Origin of the sequence: Haloprofundus marisrubri, from assembly GCF_001469955.1 — an archaeon.
In the GTDB taxonomy this organism is placed as follows: Archaea; Halobacteriota; Halobacteria; order Halobacteriales; family Haloferacaceae; genus Haloprofundus; species Haloprofundus marisrubri.
The window spans coordinates 122,077-148,010 of sequence record NZ_LOPU01000040.1 but is presented as its reverse complement, the minus strand read 5'-3'; the positions used below and the strand labels follow the sequence as shown (position 1 = coordinate 148,010).

Below are 25,934 nucleotides of genomic sequence, written 5' to 3'. Positions count from 1 at the left end.
ACCCGCCGAGTTGCTGGACGTATCGGCGGACGAACGGCGTCATCGCGGGATACATCATCGCCGACATCATCACGCCCCACATCAGAAGGTAGGCGGTGGCTCCGGAGAAGCCATTGGCAGTGCCGATGGCCTCGGGAACACCGGGCGCGGACATCGGCCCGGGTGCACCCATCATCGGCATCGGGAGCCACCCGTTCAAGAGGGCAGTCCACAGCACGGCTGTCGTGGCAAGCATCGCTGTCGTGGTTCGTGGAAAGCCGCCCGCGGAGACGGCCGAAATGCGTTCGATACTACGTTTTACAGTCTGTCGAATGGTCTCTGACATAGCTGGTTTCTGAGGATTCGAAGCCCCGATTCGGGGCGGGTTCGGAGGGGAAGTCGGCTGTCGTCGCAAGGGGAACGGCGGTGGCCGGTCGTAGCGTCCAACCGGGGAGGCTGCTCACGGCCCGTCGGTGGTGTAGTGGTGTAGGGCCTCAGCACGGCGGCGGCAACGAGTGCCAGCACGCCGCGTTTCGCTCACGTTCGTCCCAGTACGCAGACGGATTCACGGTTCCTCCGGGCGATTCCACGCTCGTTCGGGCGTCTCTTCGCGCGGCGTGAACGCTCCGGGTGCGGCGGTTCGTTTGGCGATGGTGGCGATACGAAGCACGAACAACAGCAGGATGACGAACGGAATCGCCTCCAGCGTGATAGCGAGGCTCACGAGGCCGTCGAGTAACACCGGCGCGTTCGGCAGCGGTTCGCCGTTGGCGAACACCATGATGACGTACATGGCGACGAAGAACGCGCCGACGCCGGAGTAGCCGATGAGCCGTGAGAGGTTCGACAGCTCCTGCTGGATGTAGATGGCTTTGAAGTACTGTCTGAGCACGTCCAACGAGAGCAGCAACTCTTCGAGTTCGTCCAGCAAGTCGACGGCCCGTCCGGGGAGTTCGTCGTATCGTTCGGCTCGAATCCGTCGAATCCGGTTGATGGACTCGGAGTAGGGGCCGCCCATCATCGGCAGCAACACGACGATGAGTCTGAGGTGACTCCCGTCGAGTCGGGAGCGAATCTCGTCGGCCTCTCTGTCGACGGTGTCGACGAGTTCGTCGACCACATCGACCATGTCGTCGTCGAATCCGTCGACGAGACGCCGGAGTTCGGCGGTTCGTCGCCGGAGGCTCTCGACGACACCGCTCAGAAACAGCGCCGGTTCTGTCGGTGACGGGCCGTCGCCGTCCTGAAGTGCTCCCAATTCGGTTCGGAGGGTTCGAACGCCACGTATCTGCTCGCGGAGTCCCTTCGGCGACTCCATCAACTGCGAGACGGTCAGTTGGTTCACCGTGATGACGATTGGGACGAACGAGAACAGCCCCGAGATGAACGCACTGAACATGTTGGTGACGAATCCGCTCTGTCCGACACCGACGATGTCCGTGCGCGCGAGGACGAACGTGATGAGGAAGACGGCGGCGGTGATGCCACCGACGATGGTCCACCGGTCGCCTTCGAGGAAGAACCACTGTTTGAACGCCCGGCGACGGGATTTGTCGGTGGCAACGGCGACGACGACGGCTGCGCCCGTGACGGCGATTTGACCGAGACGCCAGCCGAAGCGCAGGAGAAACGAGAGAACGCTGTAGGCGACAGAGGCCACGTCTCGCAACCGCTCGGTTCTGAGAGCATCAGCTTCGACTTCCCTCTCGGGTCCCGCCGTGGAGTCGCTCATCGAAGCACCCCCAGTAGGCTGCCGGCCGACCCGCTGGCCACGAGGTCCAAGAACGCGACGAGTGCGACGATGCTAACGCCGATAACCGCGACACGGACGAGCATCCGCGTGCGCGTTTTTCTGAGCTGTGCCCATCCATCGGGATGGTAACCGAGATACCACAGCGTCAGTATCGAGGCCAGACAGACCGAAAGGACGTTGATGAGCACGACGGCCGACGCGCCGAACACCGCCACTGGTTGTCCCCACGCGATGCCGACACCCGCGACGCCGACCGGGGGGACGACGGCCGCAGCAATCATTACGCCGACGAGGTCGAGCGTCCCGCTCGTCGAGATGCTGAGCGCGCCCGCAGTGCCTGCACCGAGTGCGATGACGAGCAAGAGCAACTGCGGTGCGGTGTGCCCGCCGACGCGAACCAGTTCCGTGACCTCGAACGTCCGCGCGACGAACGTCGTCTCGCGGACGAGCGCCGCGAACGACACCGCGCTCAGGAGTGCGGTGAGTCCGCCGACTGCGTGGTAGTGAAGACTCCGGCCGAACAGCGAGTCGTCGTCCAGCACCGTCCCGACGCTCGTCGCCATGAGCGGGCCGATGATGGGAGCGATGACCATCGCGCCGACGAGCACCGTCGCCGACCCCATCAACACACCGGCGGTGGCGACGAGGGCGCTGATGGCCGTCATCACCGCGTACGTGCCGAGGTCGGGAATGAGGTCGGCCGCCTTCGACTCCAGTTCGTTTCTGGAGATACCGCCGTGTTCGAGCGCCTCGTAGCGTCGATACGCTCGGTCGCCGTCGTCGGCCGTCGAAACGACCGCTTCGGGGGCGACGACGACGGTGTACATCTCGTCGGCGTCGAGCGTCTCCAGACGGCTCTGGACGTGTTCGACCGTCTGTGTCGGGAGGGGCACCGAGACGACGGCGGACGCACCGGGCCGTTCGGTGTGGTCGGTGACGACGTAGTCGAGGTCGTCCTCGTCGAGAAGCGAAACGACGTTGCGGTGCGTCGCCTCCGAAAACGTCATCACTTCGAGCAATCGCATGTCTTCGTGCATCATGTCGGACATTTGGTGAGGGGTGTGAGTCGCGGGTGTGACAGGGGCGTCGACGGACGTCTCTGCCCGAGTTCGCGCGGGTCAACGGGTTGCAGGAACGCTCAGAAAACGAGTAGCGTCGTCGGGTCGAGGGTGCGTTCGTCGGGATACGTCGCAGCGTAGAGGTCCGCGACGATGGTGCGTATCTCGTCGAGTCGGTCGGCTCTATCTCCGGTACAGTCGACGACACAGGTAGCGAACACGTCGCCCACATCGTAGTCGACGTATCGGAGTCGTCCGCCGCATCGAGGGCAGTACAGGTCCGCGTGTGGGAGCATCCAGTCGACGTCGTGGGGCTTTCTGCTAAGCCGGGTGTGAAGGGCGAACCAGACGATATCGTCCCACTCCTGTCGGCCGTTCGCCGCCGCCTTGAGCCGTCGCAGTGCAAGCGTCGCGTCCCGGTACAGCGTCGCATCGGGGTCGGAGTACCGTTCGTGCGTTCGTCGGAAGTGGCGGAACAACGCCGTCCGCGACGACCGCCGAGCGCCGTTCGTTAGCTCCCCGACGGTTCCGGCCCGTTGGGATGCGTCGTCGGCTTCGACGGCCCGCGATTTTCGGCCGCGCTGGTCGTAGTGGCTGTTCGTCGAGAGCGGTGCACCGCTCTTGGGGCAGAATGCGTTGAGTCCTCTCATTGTCTGTCGTCGTCACTGTCACGGCCGGGAGGTCATCCGCGCAAACGCGCGTCGTCCGGGCCGGGCGTACAAATCCGATACGTTTGCCTTAGTTATATCTCACGCACTTTGTGAAAATAATAGTACTATCCGGGTGACATGACCGCCATCGGTCGGACGCCACCGGTTCGTCGGTCGAGTGGGTTGAACCATACAGAACAGTACAAGCCGACGTCGGATATACGGTTCAGAGGTGTTTCCGGAAATTCCGGAATCGGTCGGACGGGTGTCTCAGGTATGGGCTATACGCGCAAGAAAGACGGAGTTATTCGAGCGGGAGACGCCCGTATGAGTGGTTTCTGCGGTGGCGAGACGAGAGTACGGAGAACAGGTCGCGTCGTCTTGGTGTTCGTTTCCGGGTTTCCGGATTTCCGGATTCGCCGCTGGCGTCGAGGTCAGTCAGCGCAAGCGGTACGTCCGGTTGCGTCCGTTGCCGTCGGAGACGACCAGTTTGTAGTGGTCCATCTTCGAGAGGTAGTTCCGAATCGTGCGGCGGGTCTTCGGGTCGTCGACGCGTTCACAGTACAGGTCGTACAGTTCACCCGGTTGGGTCTCTCCCGCATCGACGAGTACGTTGTACAGTATCTGTTGATGCTCGGTGAACTGTTCGATAGTCTTCTGTCTGACTTCGTCTTTGCCGTCCGGTATCGACTGATGGACGACGTCTACGGAAATCTCGTCGACTCCCTCCCGCGACGCTCTGTGGGCGGCGTTTCGGAGGATACCGATTGCGACGCGAGCGTCTCCCGCCGCGGCGTCCCCGATGAGCGCGAGTTCCTGTCTGCCGACGGCGTCCGCGACAAGTCCCCATCGTGCGCGCGCGGAAAGTATCGATACCAGTTCGTCGAGCGTGTAGCGTTCGAACTGGATGCGGACGCTGCTCCCGAAGCGACTGCTGAGGCGTTCGTCCATCTGTGCGAACAGTTCCTCCTCGCGGTTCGTGATGAGCACCATCGAGATGTTCGACATCCTGTAGAGGTCGTACAGTACACGAGGGTCCTCCAGTTGGTCGACTTCGTCGAGAATGACGACGTACTGCGGGCCGTCGTACTTTCGGAGACGCTCTAACAGTTCGTCGCGCGGCGTCGACTGTCTGTGTACGTCGGCGGCCCGCCCGATTCCTTCGAGGACACGGTAGAGAACGCGAAAGCGCGTGTAATCCTGCCAGCAGTTGACGTACTGCTGGTTCATCTCGCCGACGGCCTCCTGCAACCGACCGACGGTGAACTGCGCGATACAGGTCTTTCCCGCACCCGACGGACCGAATATGAGTGCCGTCTCGCCGGGTTGACCGGCCACAATCGGCTCTAACGCACTCGACAACACGTCGACCTCCTGGTCACGATGCTCGACTTCTTTCGGGCTGAATTCCGCTTGAAGTACCCGAGCGTCGGTAATCATGATTACACGATTATCGGAGAGGATAATAAAACCGTGCCGACGTGAAGATATTTCAACGGTCTCCCTGTGAATACGGTCACGGTCGCCGAAACGGTGGGAACAGGAAGGATAGGAAGAACGAGAGAAACGTGAGAAAGCCCGAAGCTACAGGGAACGGCCTAGAGAGGCCGTTTTTACTCCAACGAAAGCGAGAAGCCCCACGTCGCCTGTGCTTCGGACTCCATCGACTCCGAGAGGATAGCGTACGTCGTCTCGAACCGGAACTCGCCGACCGGCAGGCAGGCGTCTTCGCCCGGCGTCGCGTAGAGGTCGACGAGTTTTTCCATCGACTCGCCCGCCGCAATCGTCACCGTCTGATACTCCTCGGTAATCATGATGGGTTCGGCGAGGCGCCAACAGCCCGCTTCGGCGTCGTACTCGCCGTCTGCCGGCAGGAACGTCAGGTATCTGTCGGTGTCTGCGACGTACTCGAAGAACACGTCTCGGCCTTCGCCGAGTCGGACCGACTGGTCGCTCTCGTTGGTTATCGTGACGCGTAGTTGCGGGGGGTGCTCCTCGGTGGCGACGTCTCGGGTCAGTTCAACGCTCGGTACGATGGGTAACTCCGGCGCGTCGTCGGTGCTCGTGATGAGCACGCCCGGACCGCCGGTACCCTCGGGCCGCGTTCCGCTCGCGTTTCCGGAGTCGTCTCCGCTCCCGGGGAGCCCAGAGTCGTTTCCGTCGCCGTCGGTGCCGTTCTGACCGTCGGAGTCGTTTCCGCTTCCCGGGGAGTCTGCACTCGTGGTACAACCGGCGAGCGCCGCAGCGGAGAGCATTCCTACGGTTTTCAACATCGTTCGTCGTGTCGGGGACATACGAGTAGATTGACCGGTGAGGAGATAACCCCGGCGTAAGCACAAAGGTTCCTTTGAGTTTTGAGACTCCCTCCGATACCGAGCGAGTCGAACTCGTGGTGAACCCCTATTCAGAATTTCTGAATCTCTTTTTTGTAATACTTTCTCTTTTTCTGACTTATCGTTGGAACAATTACGATAGAAGAAACTATTTATAACACGAATCCGGAAGCACGGATAGAATGTCATCCACGCGCGACATTGGCTCGGTGGTCATCACTGTCGCGCTCGTTTTCGCCCTCCTCACCGCGATGGGAGCACCGGTCGCAGCGACTGTCGTCTCCGAGAGGAGCGACGGCATCGACCCGGCGAGCGAGCGAGGCGTCGTCGCCCAGCAGTCGGCGACGGAGACGACGAACGAGACGACCAGTCAGAGCAGTACTGAGACGACCGAAACGAACGCACCGAGTACGTCGGCACCGACGACGGAACCGGCGACACCGACCACAACCCCACCAACGGCAACGCCCGCAGAAACGACATCTGCGGAGACGACGTCCGACGGACAAGCAAGCGGTGACACTAGTTTCGTGGTTTCGAATCTCTCGACTCAGTCGACCGTTCGACGCGGTGACCGAATCGACGTCGCGGCGACGGTGACGAACCGCGGAACCGGAACCGGAACCGAACTGGTGAACTACACGTTCGGCGGTACCGTCGTCGCCACAGAGCAGGTGACGCTCGACGCCGGAGAATCGACGCGGGTTTCGTTCACCTCGTCGCTCGCAGCGGTCGAACAGCGCGGCGGGTCGGCCGCTCCCGGGAGCTACGTCCACGGCGTGCAAAACGAGACGGGTCACGGGGCGGCGGCGCGGGTTCGGGTGACGCCCGACGTCGACTTCACGATGCGGACGTTCGACGCGCCGACGGAACTCTCTCACAGTGAACCGTACATCGTCCTCGCAACCGTCGAGAACCCCGGTCAGACGACCATCACGCGAACGGTGAGCTACGAGTTCGACGGCTACGAAATCGCCGAGAAAACCGTCACCGTCGGTGCCGGCAAGCAGCGACAAGTCGCCTTCGAGGTTTCGCTCGCCGACGTCGAAGAGACAGTCGGGTCGGTCCGGAACGAAACCACCCACAACCACGCCGTCGTCACCGGCGAGTCGAGACGGGGCGGCGAGATGCGCGTCGTCGAAGGCCCGAGCGCAGACGCGTCGACACTCGCCGTCGAACGGTTCGAGGTGGCGAACGACGTGCGCCCCGGAGAACCCGTTCGGGTGAACATGACCGTCCGAAACGTCGGGTCGAGCGACTTCAAAGGGCAACTGTCGTACCGCTTGGACGACGCCATCGTCGCCACCGAATGGGTCCGCGTACCCATCGGCGAGAAACGAACGGTGCAGTTCGAGTTGAGCTACGACCAGGTCGAACGCGCCGCGATTCCGGTGTCGTCACAGGAGACGACCCACGGCGTGTGGGTCGGCGACGACGCGCTGGAGACCCGACCGGTCACCGTCTACGCACCCGTCGAGACGGAGACGGAGACGCCGCCGCCGGCGACGTTTACCCCGGCCGGTGAGTCGCCGCCGGACGACGGCGACACCGACGCCGACAACGACGGAGAAAGCACGTGTCAGCGCGGGTTCTTCAGCGAGTGTGGCGGAACGTCGATGGACGAGACGACGCTCACGCTCATCGGTATCGCCACGTCCGTGTTCGGAATCGCCTACGAGATGCTCAAGAGTCGATAACCATGTCACGAGGACTTCCAGCACTGTGGAGCGCACTGTTCGGGCTACCGTTCGTCGCCGTCGGCGGCTACATCTACGGGTTCCAGACGCAGTACCCGCTCGTCGACGGCCAGTCGACCGCACCGCCGATAGCTGGCGTCGTACTCGCCGTATTCGGGCTTTTCGTCTGTGGAATCGGACTCTACGTTCAGTTCGTCGGTGCCCCGCCAGCACCCTCGATGCGGCCGCGCGAACGGTTCGTCGACGACAGAGACCCCGCGCAGCGAAACGCCCTCGCACAGGCGTTCGCCGCCATCCCGTTTCTCGCCAGCGGCATCTCGCTTCTGTACTTCACCGAGTATCCGCTCGTTTACCCGACGCTCGTGTTCGGCGTGGGATTGTATCTGTTCTCGACGGGCATCCACCGCTACTGGCGGAACACGCTCACGACGTACCTCGTGACGAACCAGCGCGTGATGGAGGAGTATCGGTTCCTCTCGCTCGTCAGAAACGAACTCCCGATGGAGAAGGTTCGAGCCGTCGAGGAGCGACAGTCGATGCGGGAGTCGCTGGCCGGAATCGGCAGCGTCCACGTCAGAGCGGGCGCGTCCGGCGGTCTCACCGTCACCATCGACGAGGTGTACGACTCCACGGAGTTCGCAGACGACATTCGAGCGCAACTCGGCGACGAACCCGACGAGAGAGACGAGTACGTGACCGCCGTCGACGACCGGCGCGAACTGAATCCCTCCGACGCGGACGCAACGAGGGAGTCGCTGCCGGCGGATACATCTGGGGACGTCGATCAGTCCAACGACGAGTTCCAGTTCGAAAACGACGTCGAGGAGGCGCGACGCGACGGTCACACGGCGGTCGAACGGGAACGTCGGGAGAGTTCGAATCGGACGAGTGAGAACGACCGGACCGAGCAGTCTCAGCGTCGGTAGTCGGTCGGGACACTGGGTGTACGTCGGATCGATTGTCGACGCGCCGCTATCGGATATCGAGCGACGAGAGAACTGGTCAGCCGAAAGTGGGCGGGGAGTATCAGTGCAAGAACCTAACCAAACACAGTACCTTCCGCCCGTCTGCTGATATCGGCCAGAGAATCATCAATTTGTCGGCAGAGGCCATCGCTAGCAGGTATCGGCGGCCGATAGTCACGCTCTACATCCGGACGTTCGCGTCGACAGGATGAGTGCCTCGAACACGAAAAATCCCGTCTGCGGGGACGCGACGATGACGGATGCCTCTGTCGTCCCAGTATGAGATATCCCTCACACCGGCGATGAACAACTAGCAAAGCACGCGTATAAGACTCAGCATCGTTCGTGGTGTTGTCATGCGTCAGACAATATACTCATTCGTCGGCGTGTGGAATTTTCTCTGGTTTTGGGTACGTGGAGAATCAGTGGTGGACCGACTGGGCCGTGACTCCCATTCAGTCCCGTGATTCCGTCTGACGATTTGTCACCATCGCCGCGTGACCAAGCGTGGCGTGGTGCTCGTGCAACGCCGCGTAACGCTGCAGTGACGGTATCGCACGGCTCTGTGTTAGGTGTTACCATTAGGACAAATGTGGACGTTTGTCAAAATCGTCGTCTCCGGCCGCCTCGAAACCGCGACAGGAACTATGCGAGAACGTACACCGCACCTCTCATTCCCATCGCGCGGTGCGGCGTGCAGTAGTACGGGTAGATACCCGGGTCGTCGAACACGTGCGAGAACGTGTGGCCCGCGTGGTCGGCGAGCGCACCGGAACTGAACCGGCCGTCGAGTTCGACGACGTCGTGGCCGCCACCCTCGCCGGACCACTCCCACGTGATGGTCGTTCCCGGAGAAACGGCGACTGCCGCCGGGTCGAACGAGAAATACCCCATCCGGTCTTTCGCGCCGACAGTGACAGTGACCGACGACTGCTCGCGCATGTCGAACGTCCCTTCGTAGGCGTCGACGCCGCTGAACCAGTCACCGTACGCTGGTTCCGACGCCAGCAGCGGACCCGATGGTGAGTCGGGTGCACCGCGTGCACTGCATCCGGCGAGCACCGAGAGGCCGAGCGTCACGGCTCCGGCGGCTTTCAGATACGCTCGGCGAGTGGTTCGTAGGTCTGCGAGCGTGTTGCTCATCGCGCCACCACCGTCGGAGCGGGTTCGGGTTCGACGACATCTTTCGCTGCGGTCCGTTCGGCGACGAACAGGTACACGAGTATCCCGATGAGCGCGACCTGAACGGTTTTGTCGGCGACGCCGAGTGCGAACTCGGGCATCCCCTGGACGAACCAGACGGCAATCTGTGAGGCGGTGAACGGAACGCCGACGGCGTAGAGCAGGCGGCGGTTCACACCCGCGACCAGTAGCACTACCGCGCCGAGAAAGCCCAGTCCTGCGAGGAGGAACGGGAGGAATCCCTGCACCGAGTAGAGGTAGAGGTGGACCCCGGCGGTGATGCCCGCGAGGCCAACGGCGGCCCAGTGCAATCGAGTCATCGGTTCGCCACGCGATTCGAAAGCGATACTGCCCATCTGTCGGAGTGAGTATCTCATACACCAGTATTCGGCCGCTACGCGTATCATCATTCCCGCTGACAACTTTTCAGCCAGTGAGCGGTGCTCACTCGATGAAACAATCAGATGGACGACACACCGAAGGCACTCTCCACGAATCGAAGCGGGGAGTGCCGCGATTCGGCGGGTCCGTGTGATTTCGACGGGGAGTGGAGACGACTCCCCCGCCGAACGGTGGATACCAAACCTATGAACAGCTGCGTCGTTGGGGACGGACGCAATTGAGACCGGGAGCCGAGTGGTTATCAACTTGTTGGCGGGCGACTCCGAGATACACAGGTTCCGCAAGCGTACGTCGGGAGGCAATTTGGGGGAACAGTTATATCAGCGTGAATGAAATCGCCGCGTATGGACATACTTCGTTATCTCCTCGACAATCCCGACCCCCCCGAAGAGCCCCCGCGGACACAACGACGCGACCGATACTACGACGAAACGAGAGACGCCTCCGCGGTGACGGTGTTCTGGGAGGACGTCTCGGCACTGAAAACTCTTCTCGACGCCGAAGCGACGACGCCGATGCCCGACGGCGAAACGCTGTCGGTCGACAGTGTCCCGAGCGACGTTCCGACCGACGACCTCTCCTTGCGGATGGCTCACGAACAACTCCTCTCCGAACTCAATCGTCTCTCGACGGAGTGGGAAGCCCAGTTGGACAGTTCTCCCGCCTCGGTGTGGCTTCCGGCCGACTACAGCGTCAGGATGCAACTGTACCTCCGCCACTGCGAGAACCGCGCCGGGAACCCCACCGACGAGTTCGAGCCGTCGGAGTCGTTCGGGCGGGTTCGCTCGCTGGTCAACCGCTGCACTGTCGCTGACAGCGACGACGCTGCCTCCGCGTTCGTCGGAAGCGAACACGTTCCGCTCAGCGAGTGAGTTCGGCGAGCCAATCCCATTAGGCCGGTAACTGTTAGGTGTCTAGCTCACATATTGTAGTAGAGTTCCACCCCTTCGACGTACGTCACTGCGTCGAGTCGGGCGGTACTCCCCCGGACGACCTACTTGGCCGTGGTGTCGTTCGACTGCCGGAACGTGCCATGCTCCGGCCTTTTCACTATCTCCCGAGCGAGTCGCTCGACTACCGAACTACCCCGTCGATAGCCGTTGAGAGACACCGACGCCAACTGTTTGATTCGGTGAATGTAGTGTCCAGTTATTCTTTGAAACGTGAACTACCAAGAGTCGTGATACTGCGAGGAGCTATATTCACAACTGCAGAGTTATATCACATGCACGACCTAAGCGGTTTCCAGCGCGACTTGTTGTACGTTATCTCGGGGATGGAGGAACCGTCCGGACAGCAGGCCAAAGAGCAACTCGAACAGTATCTCGACGGAGATATCAATCACGGACGGCTGTACCCGAACCTCGACACGCTCGTCACGAAGGAGTACGTAGAGAAAGGCCCCATCGACAGACGCACCAACTACTACGCGATAACCGAGCGAGGGAAAGACCTGATACGCGAGCGCCGTACGTGGGAAGAAGCACACATATCCTTCGAGGAGTAACCTTCGTCCACTGGTCGCAGTCACACACCACCCGACGAGTGAACCGCTTCTACCGGCAACCGTAGCCCCAATACGCTCGCGTCCGAACGCGCAGTCGTGACGACGGACCACCACAACGCGGGCTACGAGCGTCTGTTCGGCACCGATACCCTGAGCTTCGGCGTCGGCTTTCCGTTGACCGACTCGCGCGAGTCCAAACCGTCCGTGGGCGAGGAGATGAAACTCGCCGCACACGCAGAACAAGTCGGATTCGACGGCCTGTGGGCCCGCGATGTCCCACTGTACTGGCCGCGGTTCGGTGACGCCGGGCAAACGTTCGACCCGTGGACGTGGTTGAGTCACGTCGCCGCGCACACGACGGATATCGCACTCGGGACAGCCAGCATCGTGCTTTCGCTTCGACACCCGCTTCACGTCGCCAAGAACGCAGCGTCGCTGGACCATCTCTCCGACGGCCGCCTCGTTCTCGGCGTCGCATCGGGCGACCGGGACCCCGAATTTTCTGCATTCGATGTCGACGCAGACGAACGCGGCGAACGGTTCCGCGAGAGCGTCGACCTGCTTCGGACCGTCTGGCGCGGCGAGTTCCCCGAGAGCGAGTCGACGTGGGGGACGCTGGACGGGTCGCTCGACCTCGTACCGAAACCGACGACCGGGACGGTTCCGCTGCTGCCGACCGGATACGCTCGACAGTCGACCGAGTGGATAGCCGACCACGGCGACGGCTGGTTCTTCTATCACCTGCCGATGAACACGCTCGAATCGTACCTCGACGAGTGGCGGACGAAAGCGGGTGAGAAACCGTACGCGATGGCCGTCCGCACCGAACTCGCAGACGACCCTAAAGCCGAACCCGAACCACTCCACCTCGGCTACCGTGCGGGCAGCGAGTGGTTCGTCGACTACTTCCGGTCGCTCGACGAGATGGGCGTCGACCACGTGCTCGTCTCGACACCCGGCGTCGACCCGAAGACAGAACTCACGCGCTTCGCCGAGGAAGTCGTCGAACAGGTTCGGTGAGTGACGCGCTTAGCTCGGATAAAACGGGAGCCGGAGCGATAGTCTGAATCCGAAACTGGTTTTACCCTTTAGGTAGGCCTAAAAGTATGGAACGCGGCTCAGCAGGACGGAAAACGTCGACCCGTCGTGCGTACCTCAAATACGGAAGCACAGTCGTCGGAGCAGGCCTGCTCGCCGGATGTGCAGGCGACGAAGGCGAACCGGAACCCGCCGGAACGACTGTTTCGGAGGGGTCGAACGACACGGAAGCGACGAGCACCACCGACGACGAAACCGAGTCGACGACGGAGTCGTCGGAGTCGGGGTCGTACTCGGTGTCGATGGCACCGGTTGGTACCGTCGAGTTCGAGAGCGTCCCGCAGAACGTGATGGTTTACAGCCTACTGTACGCCGACATGGCCGTCGCGTACGGTCACGGCGACTCGGTGAACTCGCTCGGGTTCGACGCCGACGCCGGCGGCAACACGCTCGACGCCTACTACGAACGGCTCGACGGCGTCTCCTTCGACCGGAGCGGACTCGAACAGCTCAACACCGGCTCGGGGGACGTCAACGTCAGCAAAGAACTGTTCTACGAGTTGAACTCCGACCTCCACCTCGTCGACCCCGCTCTCGTCGCCTCGTTCGACGGGTGGGAGCAGTCCGACATCGACGAAGTCCGTGAGAACATCGCGCCGTGGTTCGGCAACAACTTCAGCAGAAGCCACAGCCAACCGCCCGAGGCGTACCGCGACGCGTACGAGTACTACACGCTCTGGGAGATTTCGGGGAGAGTCTCCCGAGCCTTCCAGCAACAGCAGCGCTTCGAGGCGCTCCAGTCGGTCCACGACGACCTGCTCGAACGGATTCAGTCGAACCTGCCGCCCGAGGAGGAACGACCCTCCGTCGGCGTAGCTATCTTCATGCAGGAGACGTTCTACCCCTCGAAACTCAACGGTCCGGGCTTTGCGGCCGCCCACACTCGGCCGATGGGGGCGAACGACGCGTTCATGGCCGACGACGTGACGTACGAGACGTCGTACGACTACGAGACGATGCTCGAAATCGACCCCGATATCATCCTCCACCCGTACGGTATCGCCTCCTACTACGACGTGGGTCAGATTCGACAGACGCTCGAAAATCACCCGGTCGGCAGTCAGATGACCGCCGTTCAGAACGGTCGCGTCTACCCGTCGGGCACCCCGACTCAAGGGCCGCTGATGAACCTCTTCCAGTTGGAGATGACCGCCAAGCAGTTGTACCCCGAACAGTTCGGCGAGTGGCCGGACTACGAGAGCGGAAGCCCGTACCCCGAAATTCCTGCCGAAGAGCAACTGTTCGACCGCCAACGCGTCGCCGACATCGTCGCCGGCGAGTTCTGAGAAGCGAGCGCCCGGCGAAGTTCGCGCCCGAAGGCAGCTATTTTACGCCGGTCCGAGAGTGGGCGGTCGATGACCAGCAATCCGCTCAGAGAACGTCTCGATGCCGAGGACCCGAGCGTCGCAAGCCGCGTTCTCAGTCCGTGGCCCGGCGTCATCGAAGTACTCGGACAGTCCGAGACGTTCGACTACGTCGAGTTCGCCGCCGAGTACGCGCCGTTCGACCTCCACGACCTCGACAACATCGCCCGTGCCGCGGAACTCGCGGGTCTCGCAACGATGATAAAAGTCGACGCGGAACCGCGGACGTATCTCGCCCAGCGTGCGATGGCCGCGGGTATCCAGAACGTGCTGTTCGTCGACATCCGAACCGCCGAGGATGCCAGAGAAGCCGTATCCGCCGTCCGTGCCGAACCGGAGGGGACGAACGGCGTTCGGAAGGACCGACGAAACGGCTACGTCGGTGGGTACGCCTCACCGGAGGAGATAGTCCAGTGGTGCGACGACGCCGTCGTCGCGCTGATGATAGAGAAACGCGAAGCGATGGAGAACCTCGACGAAATCCTCGCTGTCGACGGCGTCGATATGGTACAGTTCGGCCCCGTCGACTACGCACTGAGCATCGGCAGACCCGGAGGCCGACACTCCGAAGAGGTACAGAACGCCCAACTGGAGATGATAGACGCCGCACTCGACGCCGGCGTCGCCCCGCGCGTCGAACTCAAGCGGGCCGAACAGGCCGAGGCGTTCACCGAACGCGGGGTCTCACATTTCAGTCTCGGCACCGACGTGAACGTCCTCCACGAGTTCTGGCAACAGCAAGGCTCGGAGTTAGGCGATTCGCTCGGGAAATCAGACTCGGAGTAGCGATGTCGCGGTCGACGAGCCCCGCCGAGGCCAACGTTCACCCCACAAACTGGAGAACGAGAAGAATCGTCCCGACAGACGCGACGGTCGTCGCAAAGACGTTCGCGGAGGCGAGGTTCGCGTCGCCGCCGAGTTCGGACGCGTAGATGAACGTCGAGACGGCCGTCGGCATCGCCAACATCAGCACACCCGCGCGCGTGGTCGACACGTCCGCCGAGAGCAACGAGAACGTTACCAGTGCGATAGCGGGCATCACGAGCATCTTGAGCGCGACGACCGACCCCACCGTCGAGAGGTCGACGGAAGCCTCGTCCAACGACAGCGACGCGCCGACGACGAGGAGTGCGATGGGCAGTGCGAACCCCGCAACGGCGTCCAGACCCGACAGGACGGGAGCAGGAACCGAGACCCCGAACGCCGAGCAGAGCAAACCGAAACAGAGTGCGACGAGAACCGGATTGGCGAACACGTTCCCGAGTTCGTCGCGGACGTTCGCGTCGGCGTTGTTGACGAACACGAGTACCGCGACGGTCAACGGAACCTGTGTCAGCGCGCCGATGCCGAGCAGCAGACTCGCCTTTGCGGTGACGACGTCGCCGAACGTCGCCGCGACGATTGGGAGGCCGAGAAAGCCGAGATTGCAGTGATACGACTGGACGACGGCGACGCTCCGGACCGACGGCGACGACTCCCGGCGGTGGACGACCCACCCGACCGCCGCTGCCGAGAGAAGAACGGCCCAGAAACCGAGTACGAGTCTGGGTTCGAGCACCTCGCCGAGCGACTGCGTCGCCGTCGACGTGAACACCAGCGCCGGGAGTGCGACGTAGAAGGCGAACTGGGTGAGACGGTCAGCGCGAGCGTCATTCAACAAGCCGACGTAACGAGCGAGGAAGCCAAGAGCGAGAACGACCAGCAGGTAGAGGAGATTCGAGACGACGTCCATGTCCAGACCTCGTGAGTCGACGTACTTGGGTGTGTGTTATCTGGCAACCGAGACCGACAGAAATTGGACGCGAAGCTGCATTCGGGGCGTGTCTGAGGTGTCGATGAGCTGTCGGGTCGAAACAGATTGGCAACAAGCTTTAACAGGCAACTCGACTACCGACTTCTACTTCAGATATCAATGGCTCCATCTCCAACCCCATCAGACGACTTGCACGTCACCCAACCGGGGTTACCAGAGATACTCACAGACGAGAGTTTTATCGAGGCGGCGTTCGACGCGCTGCCGACACAGATTGCCGTCCTCGACGACATCGGCGACATCGTCTACACGAACGAGGCGTGGCGGTCGTTCGGCGAGTCTAACGGCATCGCAGAACCGTCGCACACGCTCGGGGTCAACTACCTCGACGTCTGTCTGACGAGCGACGACGAACACGCGACGACGGCCGCCACCGGTATCGACGCCGTTCTCCGAGGTGAGCAGTCACAGTTCAGTTTCGAGTACCCATGTCACGGCCCCGACGAGAAACGCTGGTTTACGATGCGTGCGATTCAGTTCGACTACGGAAGCGAGCAGTACGTTCTCGTTCTCCATCTCAACATCACGAACCGGAAGCTCTCGGAGATGCGGGTCCACGAGCAGAACACCGAACTCGCCACGCTCAACCGGGTAAACTCGCTCATCCGGGAGCTCATCGACTCGCTTTTAGGCGGCGTCACACGGGCCGATATCGAAACCACGGTCTGCGGACAACTCGCCGACTCGTCGCTGTTTCACTCGGCGTATCTCGTCGAACGAACGTTCGACAGTCGCAGTATCGCCGTCCAAACCGATTCGGGGTTCGACGAACCGGCGCGTGAGGCGCTCGAGAGCCTCGACGACGCAAACTGTGCCCAGAGCAGTATCGCCGAGGCGATAGACGACAACGAGATACGAGTCGTCGACCGACCCGGCGAAGTCGACGCCGAGGGACCGATTACAACGCTCGCCAACCACGCCGAGTACAACTCCTCGCTCGTCGTACCGGTCCGGTATCGCCAGACGGTGTACGGTGCCCTCGTCGTCAACGCCGTCGCTGCGGACACGTTCAGCGAACGGGAGCAGTCGGCGTTCGACGTCCTCGGTGAGGCGGTCGGCTACGCGTTCAACGCCATCGAGAACAAGATGATTCTGCACGCCGACACCGTCACCGAGCTCTCCTTCGAGGTGCCGGCCTCGGAGTCACCGTTGGCAGCCGTGTCGGCGGCGACGGACTGTACGGTCGACGTCGAAGGCGTCGTTCCGGCGGACGGCGGGACGCTTCGCGCGTACCTGCGCATCCGCGAGGTGGCTCCCGAGACGGTGCTGGAGGCGTTCGAGGAGTACGACGGCGTCGACCCGACACGAATCGTGAGCGACGACGACGAGGAGTTCCTGCTGGAATGTCGAGTCGAGCGCGGGTCGCCGCTCGTTCCGCTGGTCGAGTACGGTGCGACCATCGAGACGGCAACCGCCGCGGATGGCACGCTAGAGCTTCTCACCGTCGTCTCGACCGAAACCGACGTTCGCAGTATCGTCGAGTCACTGCTAGCGGTCCACCCCGACGCGAATCTGCTCGCAAAGCAGCGGACCGAACGAACGGTTCGCTCCGTCGACGGGTTCCGCGGTGAGCTCGACGAGCGACTCACCGCTCGACAGCGCGAGATGCTCGAAGGCGCACACTACGCCGGCTACTTCAAGCGACCACGGGAGAGTTCCGGAAGCGACATCGCAGAGTCGTTCGACATCTCCGCGCCGACGTTCCACCAACATCTCCAAGCCAGCCTACAGAAACTCACGTCGCTGGCGCTGGAACGAAACTGAACGTCCAGCAGCCGGAGTTTCGACATCCCCGTTCGGGAAACATTCAGTAGTTCGGGTCCGAACAGCGGCCGTATCGTAGCCATTAGGTATGTGCCCTATTCCTCATCGCTACGGAACTACGGTATGTCAGATTCGGGGAAATCGGCAGACGCCGTTTCGTCCCCTTCAGAGCGAATCCAGTCGGGCGGGTCCGAGCGCCGAGAACCGCCGAGCAGTTCGTCGAGGCTGTGTCTGTTGGGAACGAACGCACGAAATCTCGAACTGTCGGCCGCGTTCTTCGAGAACTGTGGATACGAGGTCAGCAGTGAAGCGATACGCCAGAACGGCTCAGACCTGTCAGTCGATGTGTCGGCGTCGCTCGTACTCGTCGACGCCGACGTTTTCAGCGATTCTCTCCGCGAGGTCTACAGACGGTTCTGCGAGGAGGACGTACCGGTCGTTCTTCTGTTAGGGACTGTGACGCCGAACGCCCGCGAATGTGCCGCCCGCGACGGCGTCACCGACATCCATGAGAAACCGCTCAGAAAACGCGAACTGCGTTCGCTCGTCGACAGTCAGGTAAACGGTGTTCCCACGTGACGTATCACTGTCAGTGTACGGCGTGTGAGTTCGAGGCGACCGTCGCGGATGTCGACGCCGCGTTCGACCTACAGGACGACCACGCGACAGAACACGACGAACCACATGCACTCGACTTCACCCGAGTCCGTTCGGACGCCTTACCCTAACTTGGGAAGCGACAATCGCGTGCAAAAGTATTTAGACAAATAGAGAGTATCGTTTCTATGGAAAAGCTCGACGACGTGTCGGCGGACGACCTCCGAGACGCACTGTCGGATGCGACGACTGCGAAGGAAGCGAAACGACTCGTCGTCGCCCTCGACTACAAGGCCGGTCACTCTGTAGACGACGTGAGCGACCGATACGGAATCCCGCGTTCGACGCTCTACGCGTGGTTGGAGCGGTTTGAGACGGAGTCAGTCGATACTGCAATCATCGATGAACACCGTTCGGGACGGCCGCCGAAGTTGTCCGAAGAAGCGCGTGCTGAACTTCGTGCAGATGTGGCAGCGTCGCCCACGAGACACGGACACGACGCCGACGAGTGGACAACCGCGTTGCTTCGTCAACATATCGAACAGCAGTACGACGTTTCGTACTCCGAAGGCCACGTCAGACGACTGCTCCGACAGAAACTGTAGCGGGGGTTCTGTCTCCTCGTCAGTGTCGGCGGATATTTTGCGGTTGGGAAACGATTTTACACAAAATATTGTCCAATTACTTCTGTTTGGTACCCAGTCGAGACAGGCCGAACCGTGTCAGTCGAGTGTGACTGTAGATTCGCTATCGGCCGCTCGATGAATCGCTTCGACGATTCGCATGTCGGCCAACCCGTGCGCCCCGTCGGGGTACACCGGTACGTCCGAGAGGAGTCGGTCCGCGAAGTAATCGAACTCCTCGGTCATCTCCTCGACTGCCTCGAACGACTCGTGTGAGAGTTCGACGCTCACGTCACCTTTCGAGGCGAGAAGCGTACACTCGCCGTGGAACGCCGGCCGAAGTTCGAGTTGACCTTCCGTGCCGGTTATCTTCAGTTGGGTGTCGGCGTGGGCGCGCTGGCTGGCGGTACAGACCATCTGTACGTCGCCTTCGAGGACGGCGAGAAACGACGAGCGTTCGTCGGGGACCGAGTCGAACGCCTCGTGGTGCGACGACATCCGGGATTCGACAGTTACGAAATCGCGGCGGAGCAGAAACCGAGTCGTGTTTATCGAGTAGATACCGAGGTCCATCACCGAGGTCCCGTAACCGGTCAGGTCGGGGTCCAGTCGCCACTGGTCGTGGTTCGGAATCGTCTCCAGTAACGGCTGGGAGTTGTTTCCGTACACCTGCACCGGGTCGCCGAGAAAGCCGTCTTCGACGAGTTCGCGCGCACGACGAACCGCGGGGTCGGTCTGCATCCGGTAGGCGACCATCAGCGGAACGTCGGCCTCGTCGCAGACGTCGACCATCTGCTCGGCGCGTTCGACGGTCGCCTCCATCGGTTTCTCGCAGAGAACTCCCTTACCGAGTTTGGCGGCCGTCTCGGCGTAGTCGAGGTGGAAGGCGTTCGGCGTGGCGATGTACACCGCGTCGTACGCGTCGGCGGCGACGCCCTCGTGGTACTCGTCGTAGGTGATACCGTAGTCGACGTCGTGTTCCTCGGCGACTCGGCCCGCTTTCTCGGCGGAACTGCTGACGAGGACCGTCGTCTCACAGAACTCCGACGCCGCTATCGCCGGTAAGGCGACGTCGGTCGTCCACCAGCCGAGTCCGACGAGCGCATATCTGACGGTCCCGCCCGAGGACTGCTGCCAGTCGCGGGCGGCGTAGTTCGTCATCCAGTCTGTGAGCGTCATACAGTAGCAGTAGGCGACGAGCGCGAAAAATCATCCGCTGGAGGCGACAGTGGCGGCGACGGCGACAACGACGATGGCGACGCTGAAGCGCGCTCAGTCCGACCGCGTGCGGTCGACAGCCGCGCGGAACTGCGCTGCACGCTCGGTTAGCACGTCGTACTCGCCCGCCGCAATCGCCTCGGTATCGACGAGACTGCTACCGACGCCGACGGCCGCGGCCCCGGCGTCGATGTACGCTTCGACGTTGTCCAGCGAGACGCCGCCGGTCGGTACCAATGGCAACTGTGGAAGCGGGCCGCCGAGACTTCGGACGTAGTCGGGACCGAGCGACGACGCCGGGAAAATCTTCAGCAGGTCTGCGCCCGCCTCGTACGCCCGAACCGCCTCTGTCGGCGTCTGGACGCCCGGGGCGACGACGGCCCCGTAGCGGTTACACGTCTCGACGACGCCCGGGTCGAAACTCGGCGTGACGACGAACGACGCCCCCGCCAAAAGCACCGCTCGCGCTGTCTCACTGTCGAGTACCGTCCCCGCGCCGACGAGCGCTTCGGAGCGGTCGAACGTCGACGTGACGGCGTCGAGCGTGTCGAGCACGCCGGCCGTGTCGGCGGTTATCTCGACGGTGTCGACGCCGCCGTCGACGAGTGCGTCGACGACCTCGATAGTCCGGTCGGCGTCGACTCCCCGAACGATGCCGACGACGCCGTTGTCGGTGATTCGGGCGTACGCCGACTGGGCCTGTGTAGGTTCTTCGCTCGGCATCGGGCTCACTCGCGCTCCTGTTCGACCGAGAGCGTCGCCGGCGCGGCGTCGGTGACCGCGACGTCGTAGCTGTCGACCGATTCGTCGCCGACGAGCCATCGAGCGTCCGCGTCCGCATCAACGCTGACAGACACCGGGTCCGAGCTAAAGTTCGTCACCCAGGTCAATCCGTCCCGTCTAGCCAACCGGACTTGGTCGGGCAGACGTGGCGTCGTCTCGACGTCCGCACGGGTCAACAGGTCACCGACCAGTTCGTCGGCGAGCGCTCGCTCCGGCCACGTACCGACGTAGAGGACAGAGCCGTCACCGACGGAGTTGTGGACGATTGCCGCATCGCCGTCGGCGAGTTCGCCGTCGTAGCGCCCGACGACTTCTGCGCTGTCGGCCACCGGCGAGAGCCAGTCGTTCCAGATGTGGCCGTCGTACCGTTCGCCGCCGTAGCTGACGCCGCTCTCGATACGTTCTGGAACGCTCTCGAACTGGGCGACTTCCGCGCCGAGCAGGTCGGTCAGCGGTCCCGGTTGTTGCGTCTCGTGGAGTTTGTTGTACGGGTCCTTCACACCCGAGCGCATCGTCACGAGCAGTTCGCCGCCCGAACTGACGTACGATTCGAGCGTCTCCGCGAGGTCCTCGTCCGCGAGGTAGAGCGTCGGCGCGACGACGGCGTCGTAGCCGGACAGTTCGGCCGACGGCGGAACGACGTCGACGGTCACAGAGCGCGCTTGCAACGCCGCGTAGTACGTCTCGACGTGCTCCCAGTAGTCGAAGTCGGGCGTGTTCGGTTCGATTTCGAGTGCCCAGAGGTTGTCGTAGTCGTGGAGCACGGCGACGTTCGCTTCGGGCACCGCTGTCGTTGCTCCATCGACGCCGGTGTCAGTCTCACGTTCGCCGACCAGTTCGTCGAACTCGGCCGCTGCCCGTGTCGCGTCGTGATAGCCTCTGTCGGGTGTGCCGTTCGGTGCGAGGAGGCCGCTGTGGTACTGTTCTTGGCCCATCAGACACTGTCGCCAGCGGAAGTACGAGACGACGCCCGCGCCGTGGGCGGCCGCGAACTGCGCCCACAACCGCATCGCCTCGTCACCGGGTTGCGCCGAGTATGGCGGCCAGTTGATGTCGCCCGGTTGCTGTTCCATCACCCAAAAGGGCGACCCGGTAGCGCTTCGGTACAGGTCGTGGTTGAACGCGATTTGGTCGGGGTCGCCCGCGCGCAACTGTTCTTTCGTCGCGGGTGTCGACCGTTCCTGAACGTGACCCGTCGGGTAGGAGTCCCACGAGGCGAAATCGAGGTCCTCGGAGACGTCGTAGGCGTCGAGCGCACCGAAGTGGCCCATGAAGTTGTGGGTGACGAACCAGTCGTCGTTCGCCTCTCGAAGCAACTGAGTCTGGAGTCGGTTGTACTCGACGACGCTGTCGCTGCTGAAGCGGTAGTAGTCGAGCAGTCTGGCGGGGTGGTGCTCTGCGGCGGTGTGTCGCGGCGGGTCGACCTGCGCGAACGAGTTGAGGTTCTGACTCCAGAACGCGGTCCCCCACGACTCGTTGAGCGTCTCGACATCGCCGTACTTCTCCTTCAGCCACGTCCGAAAGGCGGTGGCGCAGTCGTCGCAGTAACACCGGATGGTTCCGTGACAGCCGTACTCGTTGTCGGTCTGCCACCCGGCGACGGCCGGGTCGTCGGCGAACGCCTCCGCCAGCGCTTCCGTGATGCGTCGCGTCTCGCGCCGATAAATCTCGGAGTTGTAACAGTAGTGGCGTCTGCTCCCGTAGTGTCGCGGCGTCCCGTCGACTTCCTTCTGTCGGATACTCGGATACTCGTCGACGAGCCACTTCGGCGGCGTCGCCGTCGGCGTACAGAGCACCGCTTGCATCCCGTGGTCGCCGATGAGCGAGACGGCCTCCCGTAGCCACTCGAAGTCGTAGCTGCCGGGTTCGGGTTCCAGCCGCGACCAACTGAACTCGCCCATACGGACGTAGCGTAACCCCGCCTCCGCCATCTGTTCGATATCTCGCTGCAGTCGCTCCTCTGGCCAGTGCTCCGGAAAGTAGCAGACGCCAATATTCATGGTGCGTGTTGGCGTGCGACGCCTCGTCTCAATAGTGTTTCGACGCGAGGCCGTCAGGAAGGGTCGCTGTCGAATACGGGGTCGGAGCCAGTTCACCCGCTGCAACTGACCCGGTTTTCGGGGTCGAGTCGGGTGAATCCGTTTACGAGACGCTCTTGGTCTGCGTGTACTGGTCGTAGTCGATATCCGTCTCGCCGGTCTTCGTCTTGAGTGCTTCCGTCGTCTCGGCGTCGAACAGGTAGAGGTCCTCCTCGGCGAATCCGAACTCGACGACCGACCCCTCCGAGGGGCGAATTTCGCTCTCGATACGTGCGGTGATATCGATGTCGTCCATCTTCCCGTAGAGGAAGTTCTCGTTGCCCATCTGTTCGACGACGGTCACCTCACAGGGGAGGCTACCGCTCTCCGAGAGCGTTAGGTCCTCCGGACGGATGCCGACGCGGACGTGGTCACGCCCGGCGACGAGCGACTCGTCTTCGAGCGTGTACGAGAAGCCACCGGGGCCGGTGAGCGTGTTGCCATCCACTACCGCGGTGAACAGGTTGATGCTCGGACTGCCGATGAACCCGGCGACGAACTCGTTGGTCGGACTACGGTACACTTCGCTCGCAGTGCCGACCTGCTGGAGCACGCCGCCGTTGAGGACGACGATTCTGTCGCCCATCGCCATCGCCTCTGTCTGGTCGTGCGTTACGTACGCGGTGGTGACGCCGAGTTCCTGCTGGAGTTCCTGCAGTTCGGTCCGCATCGTCGACCGGAGTTTGGCGTCGAGATTCGACAGCGGTTCGTCCATCAGGAACACTTCCGGGTCGCGGATGATGGCGCGGCCGAGAGCGACGCGTTGCTGTTGGCCGCCGGAGAGTTCCTTGGGTTTTTTCTCCAAGAGGTCCTCGATACCGAGCAGTTCCGTGACGTTCTGGACACGGGAGTCTATCTCCTCGGACGTCTGCTTCGTCGAGAGTCGAAGCGGGAACCCGATGTTCTTGCGAACGGTCATGTGCGGGTAGAGCGCGTAGTTCTGGAACACCATCGCCACGTCGCGCTCGCGTGCGCGTTTGTCGGTGACGTCCGTCCCGTTGAACTCGATGGTCCCGCTCGTCACGTCTTCCAACCCGGCGATACACCGGAGCGTCGTCGTCTTGCCACAGCCTGACGGCCCAACGAAGACGAGGAACTCCCCGTCTCTAATGTTGAGGTTGAAGTCGTCGACTGCAACTATCTGTTCGCCGTCGTCACCGAACGTTTTGCGTAAGTTCGTGATGTCGATTTTTGCCATATGTAATCACCTACTGTTTGACCGAACCGGAGAGGATTCCCTTGATGAAGTACTGCTGGAGCGTCAGGAACACGATGAAGATGGGCAACACCGCCAGCGACGTGCCCACCATAATCTGGTCGAACGCCACCCGCTGTTGGCCGACGAGGTCAGCCAGCGCGAGCGGTATCGTGAACATCTGCGGGTCCTGCAGGATGACAAGCGGGTAGAGAAACGCCTGCCACTGGTTCAAGAAGAGAATGATTGCCAGCGCCGCCAGCGACGGAAGCATCGTCGGGAGCGCAATCTTGTAGTACAGTTGGAACTCGGTTGCACCGTCCATGCGCGCGGACTCCAGAAGCGAGTCCGGAATCGCCTTCATGTTCTGCCGCATCAGGAAGATGCCGAGCGGGTTCGCCGCCCACGGCAGAATCACCGCGAGATACGAGTTCGTCCACCCTATCTGCACCATCAACAGGAACAGCGGGATGATGAGCAACTGGATGGGCAACACGAGCGTCGCCAAGATGAAGTAGAACAGCGGCTCCTTGAACCGGAACTCGTACTTCGCGAAGGCAAAGCCCGCCATCGAGCAGAGAATCAACGACAGTATCGTGTACGTCACCGCGATGAAGATACTGTTGCCGATGCTGCGGACGAAGTCGACGTTCTCCTGCAGCGCCGCGAAGTTCTCGAGGAAGTACGTGCCCGGGATGAGCTGCGGCGGCCACGAGAAGAACTCCGACTGCGGAATCGTCGCGGCGACGAGCATCCAGTACAGCGGAATCAGCACCAACGCCGTGACGACGAGCAGGAAGATGTAGCTCCCGAACTTCCAGAGCGCTTCCTGTTTGTCTTGCGTGTGCACTACTCTTCACTCCCGTAGCGGATTTGGATTATCGACATGATACTCACGAGAACCACGAGGATAACCGAGACTGCGCTCGCGTATCCGAGGTTCAACTGGAGGAACGCTTGGTTGTAGATGTACTGGACGATGGTAATCGTGGCGTTCGAGGGGCCGCCACCGGTGATGACGTACGGTTCGGCGAATATCTGGAACGTACCGATGGTCGAGGAGACGATAACGAACAGCAACACCGGACGGAGTTGCGGCAGCGTGACGTAGCGGAACTTCTGCCAGCGATTCGCGCCGTCGATTTCGGCCGCCTCGTAGAGCGGTTCCGGAATCGTCTGTAACCCCGCGAGGAGGATTATCATGTTGTAGCCGAGCCAGCGCCACGTGACGGCGATGACGAGCGTGATTCTGGCCCAGAAGCCGTCTCCGAGCCACGGAATCGCGCCCACGCCGACCTGTTCTAACACGTAGTTGACGAGGCCGACCTCACCGTTGAACAGCAGGAGGAAGATGGTCGAGTACGCGACCAGTCCAGTCGCCACTGGAAGGGCGATGAGGGTTCGGAACAGCCCTTTCGCGCGGATGAACTTCGCGTCCAGCACGAGCGCCGTCGCCAGACCGAGGATGACCATCGTCGGCACCTGCACCAAGAAGATGAACGACGTGTTGAACAGCGACCGGTGGAACAGCGAGTCGCGGAATATGAGCCGTTCGTAGTGGTTCAAGCCGACGAACTCGAGGTTCGCAATCTCGGGTATCGAAATCACGACCGGCCCCATCTGGATGCTCAACAGGATGTTGTTCGAGACCCCGACGTAGTCGAAAAACGACAGATAAAACGTGTACGCCGCCGGGAACATGAGGAAAATCCCGAAGAGGATGAAGAACGGCGAGATGTAGAGATACGGTAATCCCGGGATGGACGGCACTGCGCCGGAGAGGTCTTGGCGAGCATACCGCACGCGGTCCGAGAGCTGTTGGTACGTGGTCGACGAACGAAGCGTCGACTGGATAGCGGTGAGCACCATGCGCGG

General features: G+C 62.1%; 25 protein-coding genes and 1 pseudogene. 11 read left to right on the top strand and 15 right to left on the bottom strand.

Features of this window, described 5'->3' with window-relative positions; genetic code table 11:
• The 6 genes and pseudogenes from AUR64_RS19375 to AUR64_RS19350 all read right to left on the bottom strand — a co-directional run.
• Positions 1 to 235 (bottom strand): annotated as a pseudogene (locus AUR64_RS19375) (DUF2182 domain-containing protein); the annotation flags it as partial.
• Between the two features lie 309 nt (positions 236 to 544).
• The gene (locus AUR64_RS19370) at positions 545 to 1,711 is read right to left on the bottom strand and encodes a hypothetical protein (protein WP_058583615.1); all 1,167 of its coding nucleotides are present in this window, start codon (positions 1,709 to 1,711) and stop codon (positions 545 to 547) included.
• Positions 1,708 to 2,772: a TIGR00341 family protein gene (locus AUR64_RS19365; protein ID WP_205628435.1), complete on the bottom strand. Its 1,065-nt coding sequence runs from the start codon at positions 2,770 to 2,772 to the stop codon at positions 1,708 to 1,710. The genes AUR64_RS19370 and AUR64_RS19365 overlap by 4 nt, the downstream gene beginning before the upstream one ends.
• Before the next feature lie 98 nt (positions 2,773 to 2,870).
• On the bottom strand, positions 2,871 to 3,440 hold the full coding sequence (locus AUR64_RS19360) for a hypothetical protein (protein WP_058583614.1): 570 nt from the start codon (positions 3,438 to 3,440) through the stop codon (positions 2,871 to 2,873).
• A 438-nt stretch (positions 3,441 to 3,878) separates the two neighbouring features.
• On the bottom strand, positions 3,879 to 4,880 hold the full coding sequence (locus AUR64_RS19355) for a Cdc6/Cdc18 family protein (protein ID WP_058583613.1): 1,002 nt from the start codon (positions 4,878 to 4,880) through the stop codon (positions 3,879 to 3,881).
• A gap of 173 nt (positions 4,881 to 5,053) precedes the next feature.
• A complete protein-coding gene (locus AUR64_RS19350) occupies positions 5,054 to 5,734 on the bottom strand; it encodes a hypothetical protein (protein ID WP_058583612.1) in 681 nt (226 codons plus the stop codon).
• 221 nt (positions 5,735 to 5,955) lie between these two features.
• On the opposite strand from AUR64_RS19350, the gene AUR64_RS19345 reads away from it, so the two are divergent.
• Together AUR64_RS19345 and AUR64_RS19340 are read left to right on the top strand one after the other, a co-directional pair.
• Positions 5,956 to 7,470, top strand: a complete 1,515-nt coding sequence (locus AUR64_RS19345; protein ID WP_058583611.1) for a hypothetical protein — start codon at positions 5,956 to 5,958, stop codon at positions 7,468 to 7,470.
• 2 nt (positions 7,471 to 7,472) lie between these two features.
• Positions 7,473 to 8,396, top strand: coding sequence for a PH domain-containing protein (locus tag AUR64_RS19340; protein WP_071391328.1), 924 nt, complete (start codon positions 7,473 to 7,475; stop codon positions 8,394 to 8,396).
• A 684-nt stretch (positions 8,397 to 9,080) separates the two neighbouring features.
• Here AUR64_RS19340 and AUR64_RS19335 read toward each other — a convergent pair.
• Both AUR64_RS19335 and AUR64_RS19330 read right to left on the bottom strand, forming a co-directional pair.
• The gene (locus AUR64_RS19335; protein ID WP_058583610.1) at positions 9,081 to 9,578 is read right to left on the bottom strand and encodes a halocyanin domain-containing protein; all 498 of its coding nucleotides are present in this window, start codon (positions 9,576 to 9,578) and stop codon (positions 9,081 to 9,083) included.
• The gene (locus AUR64_RS19330; protein ID WP_240479643.1) at positions 9,575 to 9,994 is read right to left on the bottom strand and encodes a DUF7475 family protein; all 420 of its coding nucleotides are present in this window, start codon (positions 9,992 to 9,994) and stop codon (positions 9,575 to 9,577) included. The genes AUR64_RS19335 and AUR64_RS19330 overlap by 4 nt, the downstream gene beginning before the upstream one ends.
• 369 nt (positions 9,995 to 10,363) lie before the next feature.
• On the opposite strand from AUR64_RS19330, the gene AUR64_RS19325 reads away from it, so the two are divergent.
• From AUR64_RS19325 to AUR64_RS19305, 5 genes are all read left to right on the top strand, one after another.
• Positions 10,364 to 10,891: a hypothetical protein gene (locus tag AUR64_RS19325; RefSeq protein ID WP_058583608.1), complete on the top strand. Its 528-nt coding sequence runs from the start codon at positions 10,364 to 10,366 to the stop codon at positions 10,889 to 10,891.
• A 353-nt stretch (positions 10,892 to 11,244) separates the two neighbouring features.
• Complete coding sequence (locus tag AUR64_RS19320; protein ID WP_058583607.1) at positions 11,245 to 11,526, top strand: PadR family transcriptional regulator; 282 nt, start codon at positions 11,245 to 11,247, stop codon at positions 11,524 to 11,526.
• A gap of 96 nt (positions 11,527 to 11,622) precedes the next feature.
• The gene (locus AUR64_RS19315) at positions 11,623 to 12,546 is read left to right on the top strand and encodes an LLM class oxidoreductase (protein WP_058583606.1); all 924 of its coding nucleotides are present in this window, start codon (positions 11,623 to 11,625) and stop codon (positions 12,544 to 12,546) included.
• 86 nt (positions 12,547 to 12,632) lie between these two features.
• The gene (locus AUR64_RS19310) at positions 12,633 to 13,910 is read left to right on the top strand and encodes an ABC transporter substrate-binding protein (RefSeq protein ID WP_058583605.1); all 1,278 of its coding nucleotides are present in this window, start codon (positions 12,633 to 12,635) and stop codon (positions 13,908 to 13,910) included.
• 69 nt (positions 13,911 to 13,979) lie between these two features.
• The gene (locus AUR64_RS19305; protein ID WP_058583604.1) at positions 13,980 to 14,774 is read left to right on the top strand and encodes an HpcH/HpaI aldolase family protein; all 795 of its coding nucleotides are present in this window, start codon (positions 13,980 to 13,982) and stop codon (positions 14,772 to 14,774) included.
• Between the two features lie 37 nt (positions 14,775 to 14,811).
• Here AUR64_RS19305 and AUR64_RS19300 read toward each other — a convergent pair whose 3' ends face one another.
• The gene (locus tag AUR64_RS19300) at positions 14,812 to 15,720 is read right to left on the bottom strand and encodes an AEC family transporter (protein ID WP_058583603.1); all 909 of its coding nucleotides are present in this window, start codon (positions 15,718 to 15,720) and stop codon (positions 14,812 to 14,814) included.
• A 180-nt stretch (positions 15,721 to 15,900) separates the two neighbouring features.
• Here AUR64_RS19300 and AUR64_RS19295 point away from each other — a divergent pair, with 180 nt between their 5' ends.
• The 4 genes from AUR64_RS19295 (at position 15,901) to AUR64_RS19285 (ending at position 18,767) form a co-directional block, all read left to right on the top strand.
• Positions 15,901 to 17,565, top strand: coding sequence for a bacterio-opsin activator domain-containing protein (locus AUR64_RS19295; RefSeq protein WP_082230874.1), 1,665 nt, complete (start codon positions 15,901 to 15,903; stop codon positions 17,563 to 17,565).
• 234 nt (positions 17,566 to 17,799) lie between these two features.
• Positions 17,800 to 18,144 carry a hypothetical protein gene (locus tag AUR64_RS19290; protein WP_155120675.1) on the top strand — a complete coding sequence of 115 codons (345 nt, stop codon included), beginning with the start codon at positions 17,800 to 17,802 and terminating at the stop codon, positions 18,142 to 18,144.
• Positions 18,141 to 18,293 (top strand): hypothetical protein, encoded by a 153-nt coding sequence (locus AUR64_RS20705; protein WP_155120674.1) that lies wholly within the window; start codon positions 18,141 to 18,143, stop codon positions 18,291 to 18,293. The genes AUR64_RS19290 and AUR64_RS20705 overlap by 4 nt, the downstream gene beginning before the upstream one ends.
• Positions 18,294 to 18,350: 57 nt before the next feature.
• Entirely contained in the window at positions 18,351 to 18,767 is a 417-nt protein-coding gene (locus AUR64_RS19285) for a helix-turn-helix domain-containing protein (RefSeq protein ID WP_058583600.1), read from the top strand.
• Positions 18,768 to 18,884: 117 nt separating this feature from the next.
• Here the strand turns inward: AUR64_RS19285 and gfo6 are convergent, their stop codons facing one another.
• The 6 genes from gfo6 to AUR64_RS19255 all read right to left on the bottom strand — a co-directional run bounded on the left by gfo6 (position 18,885) and on the right by AUR64_RS19255 (position 25,928).
• Entirely contained in the window at positions 18,885 to 19,964 is a 1,080-nt protein-coding gene (gene gfo6, locus AUR64_RS19280; protein WP_058583599.1) for a D-xylose 1-dehydrogenase Gfo6, read from the bottom strand.
• A 93-nt stretch (positions 19,965 to 20,057) separates the two neighbouring features.
• Positions 20,058 to 20,726 (bottom strand): bifunctional 4-hydroxy-2-oxoglutarate aldolase/2-dehydro-3-deoxy-phosphogluconate aldolase, encoded by a 669-nt coding sequence (locus AUR64_RS19275; protein WP_058583598.1) that lies wholly within the window; start codon positions 20,724 to 20,726, stop codon positions 20,058 to 20,060.
• A 5-nt stretch (positions 20,727 to 20,731) separates the two neighbouring features.
• Positions 20,732 to 22,786 (bottom strand): beta-galactosidase, encoded by a 2,055-nt coding sequence (locus AUR64_RS19270; RefSeq protein WP_058583597.1) that lies wholly within the window; start codon positions 22,784 to 22,786, stop codon positions 20,732 to 20,734.
• A 142-nt stretch (positions 22,787 to 22,928) separates the two neighbouring features.
• The gene (locus tag AUR64_RS19265) at positions 22,929 to 24,062 is read right to left on the bottom strand and encodes an ABC transporter ATP-binding protein (protein ID WP_058583596.1); all 1,134 of its coding nucleotides are present in this window, start codon (positions 24,060 to 24,062) and stop codon (positions 22,929 to 22,931) included.
• Between the two features lie 10 nt (positions 24,063 to 24,072).
• Positions 24,073 to 24,909 carry a carbohydrate ABC transporter permease gene (locus tag AUR64_RS19260; protein WP_058583595.1) on the bottom strand — a complete coding sequence of 279 codons (837 nt, stop codon included), beginning with the start codon at positions 24,907 to 24,909 and terminating at the stop codon, positions 24,073 to 24,075.
• Positions 24,909 to 25,928 carry a carbohydrate ABC transporter permease gene (locus tag AUR64_RS19255; RefSeq protein WP_082230873.1) on the bottom strand — a complete coding sequence of 340 codons (1,020 nt, stop codon included), beginning with the start codon at positions 25,926 to 25,928 and terminating at the stop codon, positions 24,909 to 24,911. The genes AUR64_RS19260 and AUR64_RS19255 overlap by 1 nt, the downstream gene beginning before the upstream one ends.
• Between the last annotated feature and the right edge of the window lie 6 nt (positions 25,929 to 25,934).